Annotated in this window: 16 protein-coding genes and 1 pseudogene; 6 read left to right on the top strand and 11 right to left on the bottom strand. The window is 58.1% G+C overall.

What is annotated here, in order from left to right; genetic code table 11:
- Positions 1–396 precede the first annotated feature (396 nt).
- The 3 genes from BM190_RS37705 to BM190_RS37695 are packed head-to-tail and all read left to right on the top strand — an operon-like array spanning position 397 to position 3,160.
- Positions 397–1,506 carry an electron transfer flavoprotein subunit alpha/FixB family protein gene (locus BM190_RS37705; RefSeq protein ID WP_092262790.1) on the top strand — a complete coding sequence of 370 codons (1,110 nt, stop codon included), beginning with the start codon at positions 397–399 and terminating at the stop codon, positions 1,504–1,506.
- 11 nt (positions 1,507–1,517) lie between these two features.
- Positions 1,518–2,825, top strand: coding sequence for an FAD-dependent oxidoreductase (locus BM190_RS37700; RefSeq protein WP_092262867.1), 1,308 nt, complete (start codon positions 1,518–1,520; stop codon positions 2,823–2,825).
- A gap of 38 nt (positions 2,826–2,863) precedes the next feature.
- On the top strand, positions 2,864–3,160 hold the full coding sequence (locus tag BM190_RS37695; RefSeq protein WP_092262787.1) for a ferredoxin family protein: 297 nt from the start codon (positions 2,864–2,866) through the stop codon (positions 3,158–3,160).
- A gap of 240 nt (positions 3,161–3,400) precedes the next feature.
- On the opposite strand, the gene ahpD is transcribed toward BM190_RS37695, so the two are convergent.
- From ahpD to modC, 4 genes are all read right to left on the bottom strand, one after another.
- Positions 3,401–3,937, bottom strand: a complete 537-nt coding sequence (gene ahpD / locus BM190_RS37690) for an alkylhydroperoxidase, AhpD family (RefSeq protein WP_092262785.1) — start codon at positions 3,935–3,937, stop codon at positions 3,401–3,403.
- 6 nt (positions 3,938–3,943) lie between these two features.
- Entirely contained in the window at positions 3,944–4,498 is a 555-nt protein-coding gene (locus tag BM190_RS37685; RefSeq protein WP_092262783.1) for a peroxiredoxin, read from the bottom strand.
- Positions 4,499–4,538: 40 nt separating this feature from the next.
- On the bottom strand, positions 4,539–5,162 hold the full coding sequence (locus tag BM190_RS37680) for a DUF2478 domain-containing protein (RefSeq protein ID WP_283806147.1): 624 nt from the start codon (positions 5,160–5,162) through the stop codon (positions 4,539–4,541).
- 89 nt (positions 5,163–5,251) lie between these two features.
- Positions 5,252–6,376, bottom strand: a complete 1,125-nt coding sequence (gene modC / locus BM190_RS37675) for a molybdenum ABC transporter ATP-binding protein (protein WP_092262864.1) — start codon at positions 6,374–6,376, stop codon at positions 5,252–5,254.
- Between the two features lie 307 nt (positions 6,377–6,683).
- On the opposite strand from modC, the gene BM190_RS40095 reads away from it, so the two are divergent.
- The 3 genes from BM190_RS40095 to BM190_RS37650 all read left to right on the top strand — a co-directional run bounded on the left by BM190_RS40095 (position 6,684) and on the right by BM190_RS37650 (position 13,664).
- Positions 6,684–6,983, top strand: a complete 300-nt coding sequence (locus BM190_RS40095; protein WP_143109174.1) for a hypothetical protein — start codon at positions 6,684–6,686, stop codon at positions 6,981–6,983.
- Between the two features lie 2,327 nt (positions 6,984–9,310).
- Positions 9,311–9,580, top strand: a complete 270-nt coding sequence (locus BM190_RS40870) for a hypothetical protein (RefSeq protein ID WP_177237523.1) — start codon at positions 9,311–9,313, stop codon at positions 9,578–9,580.
- 2,251 nt (positions 9,581–11,831) lie between these two features.
- On the top strand, positions 11,832–13,664 hold the full coding sequence (locus BM190_RS37650) for an NEL-type E3 ubiquitin ligase domain-containing protein (RefSeq protein WP_092262776.1): 1,833 nt from the start codon (positions 11,832–11,834) through the stop codon (positions 13,662–13,664).
- Positions 13,665–13,933: 269 nt separating this feature from the next.
- Here BM190_RS37650 and BM190_RS37645 read toward each other — a convergent pair whose 3' ends face one another.
- The 7 genes and pseudogenes from BM190_RS37645 to BM190_RS37620 form a co-directional block, all read right to left on the bottom strand.
- Positions 13,934–14,653 (bottom strand): hypothetical protein, encoded by a 720-nt coding sequence (locus BM190_RS37645; RefSeq protein ID WP_092262772.1) that lies wholly within the window; start codon positions 14,651–14,653, stop codon positions 13,934–13,936.
- A 59-nt stretch (positions 14,654–14,712) separates the two neighbouring features.
- Positions 14,713–15,462, bottom strand: a complete 750-nt coding sequence (locus BM190_RS37640; RefSeq protein WP_092262769.1) for a P-loop NTPase family protein — start codon at positions 15,460–15,462, stop codon at positions 14,713–14,715.
- A 1,170-nt stretch (positions 15,463–16,632) separates the two neighbouring features.
- Positions 16,633–18,006 carry a M16 family metallopeptidase gene (locus BM190_RS37635; protein ID WP_177237529.1) on the bottom strand — a complete coding sequence of 458 codons (1,374 nt, stop codon included), beginning with the start codon at positions 18,004–18,006 and terminating at the stop codon, positions 16,633–16,635.
- A 59-nt stretch (positions 18,007–18,065) separates the two neighbouring features.
- Positions 18,066–19,418 carry a M16 family metallopeptidase gene (locus BM190_RS37630; RefSeq protein WP_092262861.1) on the bottom strand — a complete coding sequence of 451 codons (1,353 nt, stop codon included), beginning with the start codon at positions 19,416–19,418 and terminating at the stop codon, positions 18,066–18,068.
- 439 nt (positions 19,419–19,857) lie between these two features.
- Positions 19,858–20,568 carry a hypothetical protein gene (locus BM190_RS37625; protein WP_244550885.1) on the bottom strand — a complete coding sequence of 237 codons (711 nt, stop codon included), beginning with the start codon at positions 20,566–20,568 and terminating at the stop codon, positions 19,858–19,860.
- Between the two features lie 487 nt (positions 20,569–21,055).
- A pseudogene (locus BM190_RS42000) lies at positions 21,056–21,133 on the bottom strand (hypothetical protein); the annotation flags it as partial.
- Positions 21,134–21,333: 200 nt separating this feature from the next.
- Positions 21,334–21,625 (bottom strand): transposase domain-containing protein (locus BM190_RS37620; RefSeq protein WP_143109173.1); only part of this gene is annotated, 292 nt, incomplete at its 5' end.

Raw genomic sequence — 21,625 nt, 5'->3', positions numbered from 1 at the left:
AGGCTCGGCATGGATTGCGTGACAGGTGCACTGCCAGGATTGCCCTCGTCGTCACCGTCAATGTGGGGCCGCCGGGCCGAAAGTGAGGCGCAGGTATTGTGCAGCGAACGGACCCGCCAACTCAGGCATGGAAGCGACCGATCTCAACCACCGCGTCGCGCTGGCCCCTGCGGTGGCGCTCGCCAAATCTGGCGCAAGCGTCCAGTGTGGAAGACCGCTCCAAATCAGGCCGGACCGGTACGTTTATCGCGACGATGGCCCTTGTCGTGCGGCCTGTCGGACCAAGCAGACGGGGCAGAGCAGTCGGCCTCTTGCTGACCAAAAGTGATCTTCAGTTATCGAAGCTAAAGCAAACCTGTGGCTCGGGCACACCTATCTTTGAGGGGAATCTAAAACATGAGCAATGTCACCAAAACGGCCATGCCGGGGGCGACCGGTCGAGCAGGAGCCAAAAAAGAACTGCCGGAGCACTTTAAGGCATACAAGCACGTCTGGGTCTTTGTTGAGCTGGAGCGCGGCCAGGTGCATCCGGTTTCCTGGGAGCTCATGGGTGCAGGGCGCAGGCTCGCAGACAGGCTAAAGGTGAATCTTGCCGCTGTCGTTATCGGTCCGGAGGGGCAGCACACACGTAACGCCGCGCTTGACGCCTTTTGCTATGGCGCCGATCTGGCCTATCTCGTGAGCGACAATGTTTTGTCGGATTACCGCAACGAATCCTATACCAAAGCGCTAACCGAACTCGTCAACACCTATAAGCCCGAGATCCTACTGTTGGGGGCGACGACGCTCGGTCGCGATCTCGCAGGTTCCGTGGCGACGACCCTGTCGACGGGGCTCACTGCCGACTGCACCGCGCTGGAGGTCGACGCCGATGGTTCTCTTGCGGCGACGCGTCCGACCTTTGGTGGCTCGCTGCTCTGCACGATCTATACCTTGAATTATCGTCCGCAGATGGCAACCGTCCGCCCGCGGGTCATGCCGATGCCTGAGCGCGTCGTACGCGATGCCGCTCGTATCATCGTCCATCCGCTCGGTCTTGTCGAAGATGATATTGTCACAAAAGTATTGTCGTTCCTTCCCGACCGCGATGCAGAGACGTCCAATCTCGCCTATGCCGATGTCGTGGTTGCGGGCGGCCTAGGATTGGGATCGCCTGAGAACTTTCGGTTGGTGCGCGAGCTCGCAACTCTGCTTGGCGCTGAATACGGCTGCTCGCGTCCTCTCGTGCAAAAAGGGTGGGTTACGTCTGACCGGCAAATCGGCCAGACGGGCAAAACCATCCGGCCGAAGCTCTATATTGCCGCCGGCATTTCGGGCGCGATCCAGCACCGGGTTGGCGTGGAGGGCGCGGATCTGATCGTCGCCGTCAATACTGACAAGAACGCTCCGATCTTCGACTTCGCCCATCTCGCGATCGTCAGTGACGCCATACAATTGCTACCGGCGCTGACGGCCGCATTTCGCGCCCGGCTTTTGCCGAATTCGCGCGCCCGTATCGCGATCTAGAGGAGATGATGATGATTGAAGAAAAATTCGATGCGATCGTGGTCGGAGCCGGTATGGCCGGCAACGCGGCGGCATTGACGATGGCCAAACGCGGCATGAAGGTGCTGCAGTTCGAGCGGGGCGAATATCCCGGATCGAAGAATGTGCAGGGCGCCATCCTCTACGCCGACATGATGGAAAAGCTGGTCCCCGAGTTTCGCGAGGAGGCGCCGCTCGAACGTCACCTGGTCGAGCAGCGGTTCTGGATGATGGACGATCGCTCCCATGTCGGCATGCATTACCGCTCGGAGGACTTCAACGAGGAGCGGCCGAACCGCTACACGATTATACGCGCCCAGTTTGACAAATGGTTCTCTTCCAAGGTGCGGGAGGCTGGCGCGACCGTGCTGTGCGAGACGACCGTCACCGAGCTCGCACGGGACGAGCGTGAAAGGATCGTCGGTGTTCGTACAGATCGCCGAGACGGCGAAATACACGCCGATGTCGTCGTGCTGGCCGAAGGGGTCAATGGTCTGCTCGGGACGCGCGCGGGCCTGCGCGCGCGCCCGACACCCGATAATGTTGCGCTCGCGGTGAAGGAAATGCACTTCCTGCCTCGCGAGACTATCGAGGCGCGCTTCAATCTCAAGGGCGATGAAGGCGTCGTGATCGAGGCCGCCGGTACCATTTCCCGCGGCATGACCGGAATGGGTTTCATCTATGCCAACAAAGAGTGCATTTCTCTCGGCATCGGTTGTCTCGTCGCCGACTTCCAGCGCACGGGCCAGACACCCTACGTCCTGCTCGATCAATTCAAGAGGCATCCCTCTGTGGCGCCCCTGATAGCAGGGTCCGAAGTCAAGGAATATTCGGCGCATCTCATCCCTGAAGGCGGTTACAAGTCGATCCCGCAGCTTTATGGGGAAGGCTGGGTCGTAGTGGGCGATGCGGCCCAACTCAACAATGCCATTCATCGTGAGGGCTCGAATCTCGCGATGACTTCCGGCCGCATCGCCGCCGAAGCGATAGGTCTGTTGAAATCGCGCGGCGAACCGATGAGCGCAACAAATCTGTCGATCTACAAGAAGATGCTGGACGATTCCTTCGTCATCAAAGATCTGAAGAAGTACAAGGATTTGCCGCCCCTAATGCATACCCAGTCACAAAACTTTTTTCTCACCTATCCGCAGCTCATTTCCAAGGCGATGCAAAACTTTGTGCGCGTCGATGGTACGCCCAAGGCCGAGAAGGAGAAGGCGACCTTAAAATCCTTTGTCAAGGCGCGGTCATGGACAGGTCTGTTCGGCGATGCTTGTCGTTTTGCCCGGGCCTGGCGCTGACCGCGAGAGTGTGAATCTCAACAATGAAAGGTCAAAGCATGAATGTCGAACCCCGAGTGCGCGTCGAAGACAAGCTGTATTACAACCGTTATCTTGTCGACGTCGGTCACCCTCACGTCAAGGTCCGTGCGCATACGACGCCATCGCCGCAGCTACTTGCACTGTTGAAAGCCTGCCCCGCACGATGCTACGAGCTTAACGACGACGGCCAGGTTGAGATAACAGTTGACGGCTGCATCGAGTGCGGTACCTGCCGCGTGATCGCCGAGCCCACCGGCGACATCCAATGGAGCCATCCGCGCGGCGGATTTGGAGTGCTGTTCAAGTTCGGATGATGGTGGACGAAGGGCCTTGGTGCGACCGGCGTTAGGCTATAGCATCTCACTGCATTTTCGCATTCGGCGTCGGTTGCACGGGCCTGGATTCGAGCCATACACTCGTTCATGCGGACGCTGCCGCCAGAAATGACTTCCAATGTCCCGCTGGGTCGGGAGCTGCGAAGGACCGGTTGTGGCGTCACTGAACGGCGCCACAGCGCAGCCGATCGGATGGCAGAGGAAGGAGCAGCCCCTCGCCTAAGAGGGGTTGAGCCCAGCGGCCTCGATTGCGATCGCCACTGACTGCATGATGGCGGCAAAGCGCACGGCGGTCTGAATCGTTTCGGAATCGACGCCCGCGGCTCTCAGTGTCTTCTCGTGGGCATCGATGCACGCACCGCAGCCGTTTATTGCGGAGACTGCAAGCGACCAGAGCTCGAAATCGGACTTGTCCACTCCGGGGTTGCCGATCACGTTCATACGCAGTCGTGGCGGCATCGCCTTGTATTCCGGGTTGGCAACGAGGTGAGCGAAGCGGTAGTAGACGTTGTTCATTGCCATCAGGGACGCAGCGGCTTTCGCTGCGGCAATCGCTACTGATGTCATTACAGCGGACGCCGCTGATTCCATCGCGGCAATCAGGGCTGCATTGCGAGTGGCAATCGCGCTCGCCAGCAGCAGCCCGTACTTTCGCTGAGGCGAAAGCGTCTCATCGGCCAGCAAGGAGGTCAAGTTAAGCCTGACATCCTTCGCGAAATCGGGAATCCTGTCGCTCAGTTGTTCGATTGAAGACATGCTGCCTCAAGCAACCTTCAAGGTTTCGCCGCCGATTTCACGGTTGCAGGGACAGAGCTCGTCGGTTTGCAGCGCGTCCAGAACGCGGAGCGTGTCCTTAGGACTGCGCCCGACGCTGAGATTGGTGGCATAGACGTGCTGGATCGTATTTTGGGGGTCAACAATAAAAGTGTAGCGATAGGCAACCCCTTCGGGTGAACGCACGCCAAGACCGTCGACGAGCGTTCCCTTTGTGTCGGCAAACTGCCAGATTGGAAGTTCGTGCAGGTCGACATGTGAACGCCGCCAAGCGAGCTTGCAGAACTCGTTATCAGTCGAACCACCCAGTACAACCGCATCGCGGTCGGCGAATTCCTTGGACAGCCGGGCAAACTCAGCGATCTCGGTCGGGCAGACGAAGGTAAAATCCTTGGGATAGAAGAAGATAATCTTCCATTTTCCTGGAAAGCTCGCTTCGGTCAGCGTCTCAAATGCACTCTGTCCTCCTTCTTCCTGCGCTTGAAAACGGGGCTTGACGCCTGTGATTTCGAAGGGCGGCAACTGACTTCCAATTCCGCGCATGCTGTCCTCACAAATTTGCATTCTGTAGATGGTGGCTTCACTATTGGAAGCAAGCTATGTGCCATCCGTTCTCAGGCGTGGAGTCCAGTTGCTTTCTTACAGGCATGCCCCGCGATCTCGGAGCGTCGATTAGATAAAGATCTGTAGCCAAGCGATTGCTTGCCAAGGCTCTTGAAAACGGTCTCGCGTGTTGAGTATCGCACAACCACTGCTCCAAAGATTGGCGATCACAAGGCAGCAGCTTGCCAACGCCCGCGGCGAAGGTTCGCCAGTCGGCAAGACATTGTTTCGTAACGCCTGTCAGCACTGATACGCCTAGGGTGACCGCCTCAACAAATTCGGCGCGCAGGCCCCGGCCAGCGGCCTCTTGTTTGGCGAATTTGTTGATCACGAGAAGATCGATCTTGTTGCGGAATGCCTGGGAAACGACAGCAAGCCCATTTGTATCGAGATTACAGGACATATCCGCACCAAGTGGCTGGGAAATCGAGATCTCTTGGCCTGTGGTAGTGTCGATTGCGAGCATCACGTGCGTGCTATTTGCACACCTCGCGTGTCGCTGCACGCATCCCGCGATGCGCACGTCTGGCTGCGCGATATCCTGAGCGAAATCGGCGAGTAGCCTATCCACATCGTCTTTTGTGGTAGAGAATAGCCGCCACACTATTCAGATGTATCCCATCCAGATTATCAATGACGGCCGGGTTCCTGCCGATTTGTTTCTCGTGTCGGGGACATATCTGTCGAACGTTCTCATGCGGATCGTGGCAGGCGTTGCAAACACCGCTCCGCAGCCGCAAGCGGAACGGCGCGCGCGACCTCCGCAAAGACATCCGCTCCATTGCAGAGCCGTAGCGCATCAAAGGAGCGGCGCGTGATGCGCGCCAAAAGCGGCACGCCAGAACGGCCAGTTTCAAGATCCAGAACCAAGGTGACCTCCGCCTCCCCGAACGGCAGAGAGGCTTTGATGCGTGCCTGAAATACATTGAGGATAGAGCTTGCACGTGGTGGCTCGCACGCAATGCTGACGTCGGCGGCTGCGACGCGCAGCCGCAGTTGCGCGCCCGGTTTAAGCGGCGCTCCAGGTATTAGAAGGCGCGCTCCGTTGAGGCGGAGCATGAGCAGCCCATAGCGTCCGTCATAGCCGCCGACCAAGGTATCAAGGCAGACTGCTGCTTCGCCGCGGCTGGCAAGCGCCGCATCGCTCTGAACGACATTGAGCGGCCCGGCCGCAGTCACGACGCCGTCTTTCATCATGACAAGATGATCGGCAAAACGCTCGATATCAGCGATGTCATGGGTGATGTAGATCATCGGCAATGGGAGCTGTTTCCGCATGCGCTCGAGAAATGGCAGAATCTCGCATTTGGCGGAGCGGTCGAGCACAATGAGTGGATCCTCCAGCAAAAGTAGCTGAGGCTGGCCCAACAGCGCGCTGCCAAGGGCAAGTCGCTGTCGCTCGGCCGCGGAAAGATGTGATGGCGAACGCTCGAGCAGCGGCGCCAAGGCGAGCAATTCGACCACTCCATCAAAATCGATTAGTGAGGGTGTGGATTTTGACGCCTTGTATTGTAGGGTGCGGCGTACAGACCAATGAGAAAGAGGAATTGGTGGTCGGAATACATATGCGAGGGGACGCAGATGAGGCGGTCGGAACGTCGTCTCATCCTGCCAAATCTCTCCATCGACCGCACAAAATCCAGTCGGAACATGCTGCACGCCTGCGATGCAGCGCGCGAGTGTGGTCTTGCCGCACCCGGGTGGACCAAAAATTGCTGTGACGCCCTTGGCTGGCGCGCTGAATTGCGCATCTAACGGAATGTTTGCCAGAGAGCCGTTGAACGCAACCTCAATATAGCCCGTCTTTGCCTCTCTCATGGACCTGCGCCTGCGCTGTATCTTCCCATCCAAGTCACGAGCACAATCGCTCCAATAGAGATGATGGTGATCCTTCAGATAATCCGGCCAGTGCCGCTCCAGCACGGCGTCTCTGCTCGCGTGCGGGCATAAGGTGCGGCGGAGGACTACAGATCTGTGTTAAGATCAGAGGCTTCTCGAGCATCTCCGCGCCGCGACGATCGTGACAGTGGGACGCTGCCCAGTGCGCTTGCCAATGAGAGGCAAAGCGCCCGTCCATTAGCACGACGTTTTCAGGCTGCTTGGCCGGCCCGGCCGCTTCTGCTGAATGTCCAAATTTCGCGGCTTGAAAGGTTGGGCGGCAAAGATGTCCGCTCAGGCCAGAGATGAATGCTGGCTCGGAGCCGGAAATCCGCATCAAGGATCCCACGGCTTTGCGAGCCGATTTGAAGTTTGTGCCGTGAGCCACGGTGATGGCTTCTGCATTCTCGGGTACGAGCAGGATCAAAGCCAGATCAATCAAGATGAATCGCATAAACTTCATTTGAGCTCCGGCTTCCTTCGCGGCGACCGACTGATCTCTACCCAGCAATACGCGTGCCGTTTCAAGGAATACCTGAGCGTCTAGCGGCAAGGGGGCTTTGTTTCGGTCTGCGCCGGGCGTCTTAAATCGTCGTATCTTATTGTAGGACTTTCGACGCTCGCGTCACCAACCGCACATGCAGGAGCTAGGAGATGGAAGCTGAGGATGATCGATCGTCTCTTGCATTGGAGATGGTGCTTTGGCGAACACGTGGCCGTAAAACTCGTCAATGATGCACAAGTCTATGCACCCGATTTGGGACACCTTCCGATGTGCGCGCATGAGAAGGTCGGCTGCCGGGGCTTTGAAAAATGATTGGTGTGAAATGATATGCGGTGCCCGCGAACTACGGAAGAGATCTTCCTCACAGCACCGGCTGCGGCGCATTTCAGGGTGCGCGGACCCTCGTTGCAAGGCCAGGTGGCCCAGGATCGAGCTGCGAAAGATGGATGATTTGACAGGCCCCTAAGGAATCCTTGCGTCAGCGACGAACCGGGTTGGGCTCGAGGCTCACAATGGGGGCCCGCTGGTTGCTCAAGCTTGGACCGCGACATCGCCGGATTTCGTGGCAACCGCCTATCTTCCTCGCTAATCACAATGTAGCGTGTCGCTATCGTGAAGGCCTATTTGTCTAACGAGGGCTTTGGGGTTGCAATGGTCCGCTTGGGCAGTAAAGGGTAATCGATCTTTGGCAGTTGCCCGGTGAGCGAGTTCAGAAAGGCGAGGATCTCGTCAGCGTCTTCACCGCTAAGTTTTGCGCCGCAGAACCTCACTCGTCACGCCAACCGCTTACCTTAGACTCCAAACCTGACCAGAATGGAAGTACGGGGCGGAACGCGACGTTTGCGCAACGGCGCCGAGCGGAAAACATGCTCGTCGCCGAGATGCTTGGTGACGGAAAAACGAGCCTTGTCCTCCCTCGCAAGCAGGCTTTCGACCTTCCAATCACGCCGAACGGGAAGTAATCTTGTCCGCCGACGTTGACTCCGTTGTGGCAAGAGGAGCATCCTTTTTCGGTGAATCGCTTCAGCCCGGCTTTCTGCTGATCAGTGAGAGCATATCCGTCGCCATCGAGGTACTGATCGAAGGGAGCGGCAGGAGTAGTCAAGGGTCGCCTTGAACGCCTCGATGGCCTTGGCGAAGTGTTTGAACGCGACCTCGAGTTCTCGGGAGCTCGGCCTACTTCCCTAATGTGGGTATGCTGCCCGTCTCAAAGCGTATTCACACACTTCACGACGCTCAAAGTGCTTGAATCGACGGTCGCGTCAGGTTGTAGCATTGCGAAGCAGGACGCCGTATTGGGAGCCAGCATCGCCACACAAGCACTAACCGGCCGATATCAGCTGTATCTCGGTCTTTCGCAATCAGCGTGCCGGTAGTGGGATGATGATTCGGAAGCCCGTGATCATTGCGTCGGCCCGCAACAGCGAGACAGTGGCTGCTGAGGCGGCCCATCCGGTAAACAGGTTATACTCGCGGGGCAGAGAACAATAGTGAAGGATATGCGGCTTAAGAGAGGTTTGGTGAATCAAGAGCGACGAAGGGGCTGGACTTGCAATGCGCTTCGCTGTGCAGCCGCCCTGGCTACGATCGCGATTGCAGCGACCTGGTGCAGAGGACAGGCTCGCGCGCGAGATCGGCGGGCCGAGGAGGTCTTGATGTCATGCAGACCAGATCTGATCCGCTTCTGTGACCACTTCACAGGGCGTAGCGATGTGGATGTAGCCATGTTTTGTCTTAAGGACAATTTCAAGAATTTGCGCGGCGAATGCCGCCGCATGGTGCCAACCGCGGCGGAGAGAAACGACGGACCGAGACGACGTCTCAACAGGCTTCCGGTCGTCCTCCATCGAGAGTGAGGCGTCCGAGCGGCAGTTGCAGAAATCGAGCGAAAGTGGGTGTTCAGACTGACGGGCGCTGGAGTTTGGCCAGCTTGGAGCGAAAGTCGATCGGGCTGCAAGCATCAGCCTGCCGACCCGCAGTTCATTTATTGAGGGCGACTGAGCTCGGTGGATGATTGGCCTCGATCAGCGATCGATAGTGTGCCCATGCGTGTTGCGAGGTTGTAATGCGCTCTGAGCCCCGATTTCGTACTGCGTTGCGCTGCAACCATTCGCCGACTTTGAGGCCGCGTGAGGTTGCCATCACCTCGCTGTAACTGGTCGGAAGGACGATCTGCTTAAACTGTGGTGGTTACCGCGGACATCTGCCGGAACCGTGCTGCCCATCAATCTATAGCGTTGTGGTCGGCAACCAAGTATTTTCCGGGCAGGTGGCTAAATCGGGTATAACTGGCAAAAGATCGCCGGAATGTTAGGGTTGGAGGTTTGTTTCATCGCAGTCTTCCTCAGATTTCTCAGCTGGGGATTAGCTTGGTCCCGACTTCCGGGTTCGAGGTACCAAATGAGCTAGAAAACCTCTGTCATCAGCCGCCCATCGACTTCCCGAAGGAACCGCTTGACGCCGTTGTGGCATTCTCGATAGGCGCTTCAGGGGAGTCGCTTCGCCCGATCGTGGTGCTCTTGGCCGAACATATTTTAGGGCTCAAGGTCAAAGGAAACGCCGTCGACAAGAGCCGTTCAAAAGCAGAAAAGCTGTTCAAGCAGACGCTTCTCAACCGCCTTGCGCTCCGTGCCAGGTAGGTCCCTTTTAAGGAGTTGACGGCAGCGCCAGATTTCGTTCCGCAGCCATCTGATCTCACTGAATGTATCATCAATTGAAGTCATCACAGATGTAGTTCACTTCGGCCCTGGAGTATCAAGCATGGCGATCGTTATCGAAGGGCCATTCGTAGGCCCCGCGTTCCTGCCGAATAAGTGCATCCGAGGACTTGCGACTTCCGTCCGCTCTTTCGCCGAGCAGTTCGATGTGCGAAACTCTTATCATCAATATCACCCTACACCGCGCGTGTGACGAGAGAACGCGGCGGACCTCGCGTTTTCACGGCGCCGCTTGTGTGCCTTGCACAATCCTGTGCTCCACAGGATTGATTGGTGCGCGAACAAAAACGGACAACCGGAGGGTCGCTAAATCCATGTCCGACACAAACGGCTCACTCAGGAGCCATTAACGCACAGTGTTTCCATGGTCGATGTCAGCGAAATTTGCAAGGGTTTGGCGGCTTTGTTGCCTGTTCAGGTGCTGAGCGCGACCTGAGTTGAGCCTCGCGACTCCGAACGTAACGATGTCGAGCTCCAACGCCCCAAGCGGCGTAAAGCGCTGGCGGCTTCATTGCGATCGCCTGCGCTCTGATGCTGGTCAGGCCCGCGCTGCTAACGGGGCATCCGCAATCGCTTACCCGATAAATAAGCATGACGGCGATTGTTTGAGGAAGGCGAGCCGGCCTAACTGCGATCCCGGCACGCGCCACCCATTCAGCAAAAGGCGCCGGTTGAGTTTCCGTCCAGATTCTGCCGAAAGCATCCGCGCCGGAAGATCGTGGGGCAACGCCACGACATGCAACGCGTTGAGTCGAAAGGCCGCCAGATCAGGCCCGACCGGACGTTTGCGAGAGAATAGCTTCTCATGTGCCGCAACTTGACGACGTTCTGATTGCGAAGATCAGAATTAGGAATCCTTTCCATATTTGCGCCATCATGCGGTCGGCACTCCAGGTGGAATGCCGCTGTGGAGCGATCAAAATCCTGAACTCACGCTATCTGAAGCCGTGCGCCTGTGCTGAGAATCGGTCCGAGTAGTGAGGTAACCGACCAGATAAATCTCTGGATAGCGTTCAACGGGCGTGAAGCTGCAATTTCGAAGTCGACTATCCTTCGCAGCGACACTCGCTCGATGTGGCGGCCGAAGAATACAGAACTGAACAAAAATCAGAACGACTAGGTCTTGAGCCAGGCGGAGAATGACGTGGTCGAGCACATGCTCTCATCATAGATGATCAGTGTGTTGCGGAGTGGTATCGCGCCCTCTGACGAGCAGGTGATCATTTTTGGTTAGCCGGCGAGAGAGCAGGACTGATCGGGACGGAAGAGCTACCAATACAAATATTGAAACGTGTGTCACGCGAGATCAGAGGCGCAGTCGGTGCTCGAGTTCATTGGTCTCGGCGCGGATCGACTAAATTGAGCTCGAGATACAGAAACCCTGTGTCGCACCAGGGCAGATGCAGCTGTTCGATCATTCGGTCGGAGGTGTACGGGTCGAGTGCCGCCTCATCAGCGCTTGTCCGTCGAGATCTGCGAGTGTGAGCCGAGGGGCAGGGTCGGTCTTCGTGGCGACGTCAAAATGGCTGGGAACTCGTCATCGGAGAAATTTAGCGAGGCCGAGTTGTTAACATCGGGTGCGCGCCGCGTCTCGTAGACAAGCCCGAGCGGCGTTAGGCGCGATGGGCTGCAAGCTTTCTACTCAGCTATTTTACATACTGTTCGAACGCAGGGGAAGGGCGTGGCGGCCTGGCGGCGAGCGACAGCAAAGTTGCTGGTTAAGCGTCCCGCAGCTGGCGTGCCGGCACTCGACACCAGTCCGCCTAACTCGAAGTGCGTTCGTCCTCGGAATGCCGATCCGAAGGTTGAGAGATTGATGAAGACTGTCCAGTTTCGTCGCTCCGCGATCGGTCAGCTTATCGACAGCTAGCTCTCGTATCTTGAACGCCGCTACTCGCAGGCAGGGTCGGCTCTATGAGCGCACATCTAGCAGAGGACACCGCGGATAGACGCCGATCCACGAGCGAGCCCTCGCCTGGGTCCGCTGCACCGTCTGCAGTTGCTCTGTAACACTCTCAGCAGCTTGTTCGCGCCAGCCGTGCGGGATGGCCCCGGTGGTGATCGCACCTCATTGCAATTAGCCAGTGGAGCGTCATCCACGGTGAGGATTACCCGTTCTAAGATGCGCCGCCCCGGCGCGTCGCTTCATATTGCTACCGAAGAGACGACATCGATGAATGCAGAACAGCTCGGTGCTAATACTTCTTCCGTAACTTCCGATTCGGAAAGCTCCGAACCGGGCTCTCCGGCCGCATCGCAGTGGGGAGAGGCCTTGATGGACGTGCAGGCGTTCACTGCCGAGGCGGCTGCCTCGCAGGACCAGGTGTTGACGGACTGGGCTGCTGAAGACGGGCAGGGGCAATATGAGGATCGGCAACAGGCGGTAAGTCGAACGAGGGCTTGGCGGGGCACGGGTGATCTCAACGAGCCGCTAGATCTGTCGTCTCTGTCCCTGACCGCCTTGTCGGCGTCCATTCTGGCTGGGCTGCGCCGCCTGAATGTCGACGAGAATCAGCTCAACAGCCTGCCCGAGACCCTTCCGGCCAGCCTCCAACGGCTCTACGCCAGCAATAATCAGCTGACCGGCCTACCGGCGCTTCCACCTGGCCTGCGGCGGCTCTATGCCATCAGCAATGGGCTGACGCGCCTGCCCGCAGAGCTGCCGCCGGGACTACGGCGGCTGAATGTCGACAACAATCAGCTGACCAGCCTGCCCGAGCGCCTTCCAGCAACGCTTCAGGAGTTGGACGCCAGCGGTAACCGCCTGACCCACCTGCCCGGACTTCCAGACGGGCTCCAGCGTCTGAACGTCGACTACAACCAGCTGACCGACCTGCCCGAGCCTCTTCCGGCCGCGCTCGAATGGCTGAGCGCCAGCCACAACCGGCTGACAAGCCTGCCTGAGACGGTCCCACCCCAGCTGCTGTGGCTCGGCGCCAGCAACAACCAGCTGACCAGCGTGCCCGGGACCCTGCTGACGCAGCTGAGCCGTGACTCGAGCGTTGATCTGGAGAATAATCCGCTCGCCGATTGGGTGCAGGCTGGCCTGGCAACAGCGATGCATGCCGGACGCTATGCCGGCCCGCAGGTTTTCTTCTCGACCGCGGACGGAGCTGTTGAAGTTCAGCCGCGCTCCCTGCAAGAGGTTGCCGCGGACTGGCTCGAGGGGGAGCCCACGGCAATGGCCACTTGGCAGCACTTCGCCCATGAAGCGGGCGCGGCGCACTATGCCCTCTTCTTGGACAGGCTCCGGAGCACCGTAAACTATGGCAATGAGGCGTTCCGCCAGGCGGTCGCCGAAGATTTGCGGCAGGCGGCCGTCAGGCCGCGTTTGCGCCAGCAATATTTCGAGTTGGCGTCGGGAGCCAACGCGAGCTGCGAAGATCGCATTACTCTGGCCTGGAACGGCATGCAAACCGCACGCCTGAACGCTGATGTCGAGGACGGCGCCTACGATGGGCGACTAGGCGAACTGCTCCAGCACGGCCGCGTCATGTTTCGCTTAGAAGCGCTGGACGGAATCGCGCGTGAGAGGGTCAACTCGCTTCGTCTTGCCGATCCCGGCGCGGACGTCGATGAAATCGAGGTCTACCTTGCCTACCAGACCCAGCTGCGCGACCGGCTTGAGCTGCGGCATATCGCTCCCGACATGCGCTTTATGAACGTCTCTCACGTGACCGAGGACGACGTGGCTAGCGCCGAGGCATTGGTGCGGAATCAGGAAGCGGCGGAATTTGCGGACTATCTGGCAACGCGTTGGCAACCGTGGGAAAGCGTGACGAGGCGCATCGCGCCCGGAGATTATGCCGCCATGCAGGAGCGGCTCGTCGACGCGATGGGCGAAGAGTTTCAAACCCGCCTGAATCTCCGACTGGCCGATGAAGGTTTGACGGGCGATGCCGATGCCGAGCGGGTGCTCGGAGCCCAGATCCGAAACGAGATCGCCCGCGAGATCAAAAGCCCGGTCATGTACCAGGTGCTCGCGAAGCTCGGTCTTCATCTATGACCGTCGTCTGATGCAAGAGCTGGTCGACCGCCTAGCCGCTCTCAAGGCGAACACAGTCATCGATCCTTTTGAGGACGGCGTGTCTGCATGAGCCATTCGGCGAATGAGCTGCCGTCACTTGCCGGTCGCGTGATCGGTGCGGACGATCCGGTAAAGATGGGCAATCCACTTGCGATTCGTAGACCGCGAATCATGCGTTCGCGTCCCGTTGAGAACGCCATTGAAGACTGCTCATAGCCGGACGAATAGCTGGCGAGAGGATCGGAATCTCAAGTAGCCCTTGTGGAACGTAGACTGTCAATATCCGTCCCCCGAGATCGATAGGAGTTTCGCAGCATCACATTCGAATCCAGATCACGAAACATGCTGTAATTCCGTCGGATCCATTGATGCAGCTCGGTGGACCAATCCTTCTCGTTGCGCAGATATCCAGTGAAGGAAAAGCTAAGCCGGTCTATATATCTCTTGAGGAACAGCGGAAGCGCGGGAATCCGAAGCACCCGCTCGCGATCCATCCCTTCAGGTAATTCGCCCCGCAGCACGAATTCATTGTGGATGGTGACCAGCGACGCCGGCGGAATTCGCCTCCGCAGCATTTCATAACTACGACAAGAGATGCGGTCAGCGCCCGCGACGAAAAGGATGATAGGGGCGACATAGCAGCGCGCCGTCTCCTTCATGAAGCCGATCTCTTCGCACATCTTGAAGAATTCGTCGAAAGCGTGAAAGCCGAGATCGATTACCTTGGCTACTCCATCGTGGATGACAAGAGGGTCCATCAGCCGCATCTTGCCATACGTGTCGATCACATCCGCGGTCTCCGTGATATTTGGGAGGTAGTCGAGCAATGACGGCTCTTTCAGGTTGACATCAAACGACAGCGCTGTGCCGTTCTTCAGCAGCAAGAACTCGCTCATGGCCCGAGCGACGAGGGTTTTACCGACCTGCGGGCTAGGAGAGCAGATGATGTAGATGGGGGTCGCTAACATAGCCAGCAGGTCAATTTTGTTTCGTGCGCGGGCCCAACCTGAGCTCGCCGAATATGCGACTACTTCTCGCCGGCCCGGGTGGCGGACTTGGCGCCGGCCAATTCCGTCAAGTCGATGCGATCAAACTCGCTCCAGACGTTTGCCAGCCAGTGCCGGACATAGCCGCGCAGCACGAAGGAGTTGTTCGCGGGTTCATCGTTCCGCCCTTTGTTTGCGACGAAGTCTACGAATGGGACGGATGCGACTTCCACCTGCTCATAAGCCATCTCGTTGAGCTTCGGTATGACCAACTCAGTGGCATGTTTGATGCGGTGGAAATAGGAATTGTATGTCGCTTGATCCCACTGGAAGAATTGAGTGTCGTTGATGAAGTTCTTGACCAGGTAGTACTTTGCGCCGCTCATGAAAGTCGCGGTTTCCGCGATCTCGTCTAGTGAAGCGATGGATGATCCCAGGATATGGAATACGGCAAACGTGATCTGGCCAGACCGCGCCGAGTCCAGAAATCCGATGTCGCGTAAGGAGGCCAACGCAGAGGACAGTAAGCCTGCGCGAGCATCGATGACAGTGACGGACAGCCCTGAGTTCAGGGTATCGAAGATCTTCATCTGGTCCGCCGTCGTTGTCATGTCGACGATCTCGGTGATCTCGGGATAAAAACGCTTCAGCGTTCCCCGCGGCGACTCCGTGTCGAATGCGCGTGTTTGCACGTTGTTGACGCTGAAGTAGTCCAGTAGCGTTCGTGATACTGTCGTCTTGCCGACTCCTCCCTTGTCCGCGCCTACCACAATTACAACTGGCTTCACCATGGAAATCTCCTGAGACACTCGCTATTGCCGCGCGCAAATTGCGCAACGGGCGCGTCTCTGCTTTGGGTGCGAACATGGCAGAAAGAAGGGGCAACGAATCTTCGATGCGAGAGCTTTGCTGCCGATGAACGTTTTCAACATCAAGCGAGTGATGTCCTTAGATCGCAACGTCGATGCAGGCCGAGAAGGGCGAGTAAATCACTTGTATTGGTGATCTACGTGAGGTTTGTGGGCGGCTGGAATGCGTCGCCAAGAATCAACAGCCTGCCTGTGGTGACGTGCCATCGTTATCTATCGCTGTCGCTATCCAGATTAATATGAAGCGACCGAATCTTACGTAGCGTCAGATTGCGAGCCCCGTGGGATAGAAGGGCGAGCGGGGCGCGCCGGCCGACGGCGCTGCATCGGTGGTGAAACGATAGCGAGCACGCTCAGTCAAAGAAGCCGCGTCCAGCAACCGGGACGGCGACCTTGTCTTGGCATTGAGTTCCCCGATGACGGCGGGCCGAGAAGAATCTGCAAGGATTCAGCGATTGCCTGGCGCGTGTGCGCTCGCGGTGGGCCGCTTCCTTTGAGGTGCGGAAGACGGTGTACATTATAGTTTTAAGCGCCCACTCTGACCTCCCATTCGATTTGCTGGGCAAGCCTGCCTCAAATGGGGCGCGAGGTGCGCGTCCAGTTCTCGTTTCTTCCGGTCAGTCGCGCTTTAGATAATTGGTCTGCATATTCGGCCTCGGCGCAAAGCCACATCATGCTCGCTTCATGTTCTTGATGGACAACCACCGAAGCTTTGCTAGGCATTCCCCTAGAGCGCCGCGAAGAGCTTCGATCCGTGTGGTTAGGCCCGAATGAAAAGAATTAAGAACAAGTCATTTGGTAAGCGGTCATTTCCGCGTCTGTGCCGCTCCCCCAATAGCACGACCATGCCTCAGCGTAGTCCCCGGTGAGGCCGTGTTTCTTGGTGATAGCTCTATTTCTGCATTTCGCTACCCTGAAGTCTCCAATCCGGACTGCCGCCTTCGTTCGCAACGGGATTGAGAAAAAGCGGCACTCGAGCGGCCGCATGGTAATGCCCGATGAGCGAATATCTCCGCGAGCAAAAGGCGGGTGGCTAGACGCACTCCGCGTGCCACAGCGAGGCGCCAGCTAGCGGCCCGGGCTGCTAGAAAGTTAATTGGGCGGCGCCGTCGGGGAGGCGTCCAGCTGTTCGGCGTCCGGCGAGGGTGCGGTCCCCGCTGGCATGGTGGTCGGCTGCGCCGCATGCTTTGGGGCGCGGCCGACGACAATTGTGAGCAGACCCTCGCCCCACAGCCGCTGCGCGGCTCTCTTGGCGTCCTCCAACGTCACCCCATCGACCACGGCGTTGTGTGTTTCGAAATAGTTGATAGGCAGCTTGTCAAGCTGATGCTGCAGCAGCGTTCGCGCAAGCTTTGATGATGTGTTGAGAGCCAGCATTTGCGAGCCCTTCAGGTAGGACTTTGCATCATCGAGTTCGTGCTGAGTCGGTCCCTCCTCGGCGATGTAGCGGACCTGCTTCTCGATTTCTTCGACCGTTTGGTGGGCACGATCGGCGCAGGTGCCGCTTTTGCCGAGAAACACGGCTGAATGATCCAACCAGAGCAGGTGCTCACGAACCGAATAGGCCAGTCCGCGCTTTTCGCGGACTTCTCGGAACAGGCGCGACGTCAGGCCGGCGCCGCCGAGGATGTGGTTGACGACATAGGTGGCCATGAAATCGGGCTCATTGCGACGGACGGCTGGACCGCCAAAAGTCACAATTGTCTGCGGCACGTCGAGCGGAATAAAGACTCGCTGCGGCGGCTTTGCTGCGACGACGTCGGGAACCGGCGTCGTCTCCGCGTTGGTCGGCAGGCTGCCAAAGGTCTTGTCGAGCAGTTTGCAGAGGACCCCCGGATCAACATCGCCGACCACTGCGATTTTGAGCGTGTCTTTTGCGATCACGCGTCGGACATAGTCCTTGAGATCCGCGACCTCGACTTCCGGTACGCTCTCCAGCGAGCCACCGGGTGGGCGAGCATAAGCATGATCGCCAAAGGCAACTTCGAGGAACTTGCGATGGGCCAGAGACGAAGGATCGGTCGAGTCGTGCCGAAGGCGCGCAAGCACGGTGGCACGGATCCGTTCGACATCGGCCGCGTCGAAACGGGGCGAGGTTAGCGCCATCCGTAAAAGGTCGAAGGCTTCGTCTGCGTTGTCCTCGAGCGTGCACAAGGAACCGCGGAAGTGATCATGGGTCGAGTGAAAATGCAGATCAATCGCACGACGGTCGAGCCGCTTATGAAAGGCCTTGAAGTCAAGTCCGGCAGAACCTTCCTTGAGTAGGGCAGCAACCATGTGGCTTACGCCGGATTTCTGAGGGGGGTCCTGAGTTGCGCCGCCGGTGAGGGCAAATTCCATCGCGATCAACGGGACAGTGGAATCCTGCACCAACCAGGCTTCTATACCGCAAGACGAAACCAGGCGTTTAATCCTGGTCCGGGCAAGCGTCCTCGTGGCGGCGAGCGAATTTGCCGAGCCGAGCATCGCAATCGAGAGCGTGGCTCCCCCGAGGAGGATCTCACGTCGTGTGCAAGGGTGGATCATTAGAGCGCCTCCCCGTGTTTTAGGGTGGACTCTTTGGTGAGATAGCCGGTGACCGACCGTTTCTTGTCGAGCCATTTCCGCGCGGCCTGGTGTACGTGCTGTGCACCGACCGCGCGGATGCGGTCCGGCCAGCCCCGAATATCGTCGATGGATAGTCCCGTTGTCAGGCCGCGGCCATACCAGCGCGCGAGCATTTCGTGATTGTCCCGGGCGTACGTTACGCGCGCGATCAGCCGCGTCTTGACCCTCTCGAGATCTTCGGTGCTTGCGGGATTACGCGCAATCTCGGCTATTACCTCGTCGATGGAGCGCTCGATCTGGCTCAGTTTGACGCCGGGTTTCGGTACGGCGGAAATCGCGAATGGCGAGGGATCGAGCGCGGCGGAGTGGTAGCTCGCTCCCGCAGCGACCGCGAGCTGCTTTTCGACTACCAGCGAGCGATAGAGATATGAGTTAACGCCGCCGCCGATCAACTGCTCGAGCACGTCAAGCACTGCACCCTCGCCAGCGGCCGCGGTGCGAGCCGCTGGTGCTAGATAGTAGCGGTGCAGGGCCGGCTGCTCGACGCGGCCATCGGCCAACGTCACTGTGCGTGGCGCGGCCGGCGTCGGCTCCTGCGGCCGCAGGCGTTCCAGCGGAATCGATGCTTGCGTGGGAATGCCGCCAAATGTCTCTCTCACCATCGAGCGGATTTCCTCGGGGGCGACGTCGCCAGCGACAATCAGGACCGCGTTGTTCGGTGCATAGAAGCGCTTGTAGAAGGTAAGCGCGTCCTCTCGAGTAAGCTTTTCGATTTCCAGGCGCCACCCGATAATCGGGCGACCGTAGGGGTGGTTGAGGTAAAGCGCCGCCATCATCTGCTCGGCGAGACGTTCACCTGGATTGTTGGCGACGCTCATGTTGAATTCCTCCAGCACGACGTCGCGCTCGCAAAGCACATCCTCATCTTTGAGAATGAGACCGGTCATGCGGTCGGCTTCAAATTCCATCATCTGCCCGAGGTGCTCGCGCGGCACGTGCTGGAAGTAGCTGGTGTAGTCGAGCCCGGTGAAGGCGTTCTGATTGCCGCCGGCGCGCAGGACGGACTTGGAGAATTCATTCGCCGGATGTCTGGAGGTGCCCTTGAACATCAGGTGTTCGAGGAAATGCGCAAGTCCCGATTTGCCAGGCGGCTCGTCGGCGGAGCCGACCTTATACCAGATCATCTGGGTCACAACCGGCGTGCGATGATCCGGGATCACGACTACCTGGAAGCCGTTCTCAAGCGTGAAGCTAGCGGGTCGATCCGATTTGACCGTGTCGGCAAAGACGCTCTCCTCTTCTGGAAGATATATGTCAGTGCTATCATCCATTCTGTGCTCGACTGCCAGCGCGGTGGGCGTCGTCGAGCCGGAGGCATTAGCGGCGGTACCTCCTGCCTTGGCGGTGACCGAAATCCGGTTCTTCATGGCATCGCCTTTCGTTCCATACTGATCCACGTTCATGGCGGACAAATCCGACGAAGCAGGGGAGCCGCACGTCGTTCGCCAAACTGCAGAGCAAAGACTGGACCAATTGCGGGAGAGGCGTACTCACGGCCGCGCGCGCGCCAACTAGACACAAAACAGAACTGGCTTGTACCATCCTGTCAAAAGGAGAACCGTCGGCGTGTGGTGAACACGACAATTGCGCACAACGCATCAGGAAAAATTGGCGTCAATTGGCAGAACGTAAAATGTGCAGAAGAGCTGGATTGAGCGGCGGTATGACGTCGGAATAACTTTCCGCAGGCACCCGGCTACAGATCTCGCTCTACACGATGAGTGGTTTGGCAATGTTTCTCATTGTAGCGAGGCGGGACTCGGCGAGCAGCTCCCTGGAGTACACTGCGCCGAAGTAGTCGAGGACGAAGGTGCCCGAATAGCATAGAGTATCAGCTGCGCGGATTAGGTTATCGAGTATTGTGCCGACTTGGCTAATGCGGTCGCGATAGCACGCGCGGATAACGTTAACGGCGTTCATCGAGTGGACGGCCTCGTCGGCAATTACCTCCCGGAGCCAATGATGGAACGTGTTGTTCCCAAGTCTGTCATAAAACGGCTTTTCCGCTGCATAAGCGCGGCAAGTGCACATCTCATCAAATGCGATCATAACCATTAGGGAGAATTCGTCCTTCAGGTGTTCCATGATCGGACCAAAATCATGAGATCGAGCGTCCAATCTCTCCCGGAGATCCTTTTCGGATCCATTGGCGACGAGTTCAATGATCCGGATGAATCCGTCGGTGTGACGCTCTTCGTCGATCGCCCAGGCGTTGAAGAATGCCGCAGCTTCATCGGAGACGATAAGATTTCGGACTACTAGTTCTTGTTTCAGGTGCCGGGCGTCATATTCCGTGTACAGATCAGGCCACAATTTGTCCCAACGTGCGCGGACATTCGACGTCTCGGCGGCGAACATCGCTGGCGTAAGAGCATCGAATAATTCCTTTGGGCTCCAGTTCCGTCGAAACGGCGTGATCATCCGAGTGCCCCTATTCGCCTACGGTGCGAGCGCTCCGGCGCGACATTGTTGCCATCTGTTAACAGCCGTACGCTCGCACAGCATATGCTACAGACAAACAAGAGATGCCGTCGTCTCCTTGTTTTGGTAGGCTGATGGCCAGAGGCCTTTCGGCGGCTGGCGCCTCCCCTTGAATGGCGCAGTATCTTTCGGCGCTTCGCAGATCCACGATCTGGCTAAGTAAGGTTCACGAGAGAGAACGGTAGCCGGGTGATCCGGTTGCGCAAGCCAGCCCTCGTGAAATCATGTCGGCTTTCCGCTACTGTCTTCAGTTGCGGCAAAGATACAAGCTGCCCTCGCGCATTTGGCATCTTTGTTCTTGCTCCACTTGTCGCCCTGCTTGGCGGGATCAAGCGACATTCGTCGAGTCACTTAACTCGGCAAAACCCGATGCTGCTGCGTGAGCTTTCGCTGAGTGATTGAATTTGTAGAGAAGACGAGCGGTTCGTCACCATCGAGCCGAGAGCTGACGCTCCAAGAGGATATCGCCTTGGTTGTTGGCAAGCGGATGAGTGACCCTGAGATCTGATCTATCGTCGAGGTGCTTTCATCTTGTCCAGGAAACTCATCGCTCGATGGAAGACTTTGAGATATCAACTGGCGGTTCGGAAGCGAGCGAGTACGGCGGGGTTGCCATCCGACATCGACCCGAGGGAAGAATTCGATGCGTAGAGTCTTAGTAGAGACCATGCCCTGAAAACGTTTGTAAGCGGCAAGCTGCGGCCGTCAGGCGGCGTGGTTCCATGGCATAAGCGCGTCGATTTCGCTGCTCGGCCAGCCGTTGGCGATACGCTGCAGCGTTAGGCTGAGCCAGGCGAACGGATCGACGTTGTTCATTTTCGCCGTCTGCAGCAGTGTTGCGATGGTCGCCCAGGTTCGTCCGCCGCCGTCGCTGCCCGCGAAGAGGCTATTCTTTCTTGTAATTGTCTGTGGTCTGATGGCGCGCTCGACGATGTTGGAGTCGAGCTCAATGCGGCCGTCGGTGAGGAAGCGTTCGAAGAGGGGGCGGCGCGAGACG

The organism is Bradyrhizobium sp. Rc3b, from assembly GCF_900114915.1.
Lineage (GTDB): Bacteria > Pseudomonadota > Alphaproteobacteria > Rhizobiales > Xanthobacteraceae > Bradyrhizobium.
The sequence above is the reverse complement of the archived record's forward strand: the minus strand, read 5'-3'. Positions and strand labels throughout refer to the sequence as shown.

Excerpts from the sequence above, each read along its gene's own strand:
- BM190_RS37705 (WP_092262790.1), top strand. The coding sequence starts at position 397 with ATGAGCAATGTCACCAAAACGGCCATGCCGGGGGCGACCGGTCGAGCA.
- BM190_RS37700 (WP_092262867.1), top strand. The coding sequence starts at position 1,518 with ATGATTGAAGAAAAATTCGATGCGATCGTGGTCGGAGCCGGTATGGCC.
- BM190_RS37695 (WP_092262787.1), top strand. The coding sequence starts at position 2,864 with ATGAATGTCGAACCCCGAGTGCGCGTCGAAGACAAGCTGTATTACAAC.
- ahpD (WP_092262785.1), bottom strand. The coding sequence starts at position 3,937 with ATGTCTTCAATCGAACAACTGAGCGACAGGATTCCCGATTTCGCGAAG.
- BM190_RS37685 (WP_092262783.1), bottom strand. The coding sequence starts at position 4,498 with ATGCGCGGAATTGGAAGTCAGTTGCCGCCCTTCGAAATCACAGGCGTC.
- modC (WP_092262864.1), bottom strand. The coding sequence starts at position 6,376 with ATGAGAGAGGCAAAGACGGGCTATATTGAGGTTGCGTTCAACGGCTCT.
- BM190_RS40095 (WP_143109174.1), top strand. The coding sequence starts at position 6,684 with ATGTCCAAATTTCGCGGCTTGAAAGGTTGGGCGGCAAAGATGTCCGCT.
- BM190_RS37650 (WP_092262776.1), top strand. The coding sequence starts at position 11,832 with ATGAATGCAGAACAGCTCGGTGCTAATACTTCTTCCGTAACTTCCGAT.
- BM190_RS37645 (WP_092262772.1), bottom strand. The coding sequence starts at position 14,653 with ATGTTAGCGACCCCCATCTACATCATCTGCTCTCCTAGCCCGCAGGTC.
- BM190_RS37640 (WP_092262769.1), bottom strand. The coding sequence starts at position 15,462 with ATGGTGAAGCCAGTTGTAATTGTGGTAGGCGCGGACAAGGGAGGAGTC.
- BM190_RS37635 (WP_177237529.1), bottom strand. The coding sequence starts at position 18,006 with ATGCTCGGCTCGGCAAATTCGCTCGCCGCCACGAGGACGCTTGCCCGG.
- BM190_RS37630 (WP_092262861.1), bottom strand. The coding sequence starts at position 19,418 with ATGGATGATAGCACTGACATATATCTTCCAGAAGAGGAGAGCGTCTTT.
- BM190_RS37625 (WP_244550885.1), bottom strand. The coding sequence starts at position 20,568 with ATGATCACGCCGTTTCGACGGAACTGGAGCCCAAAGGAATTATTCGAT.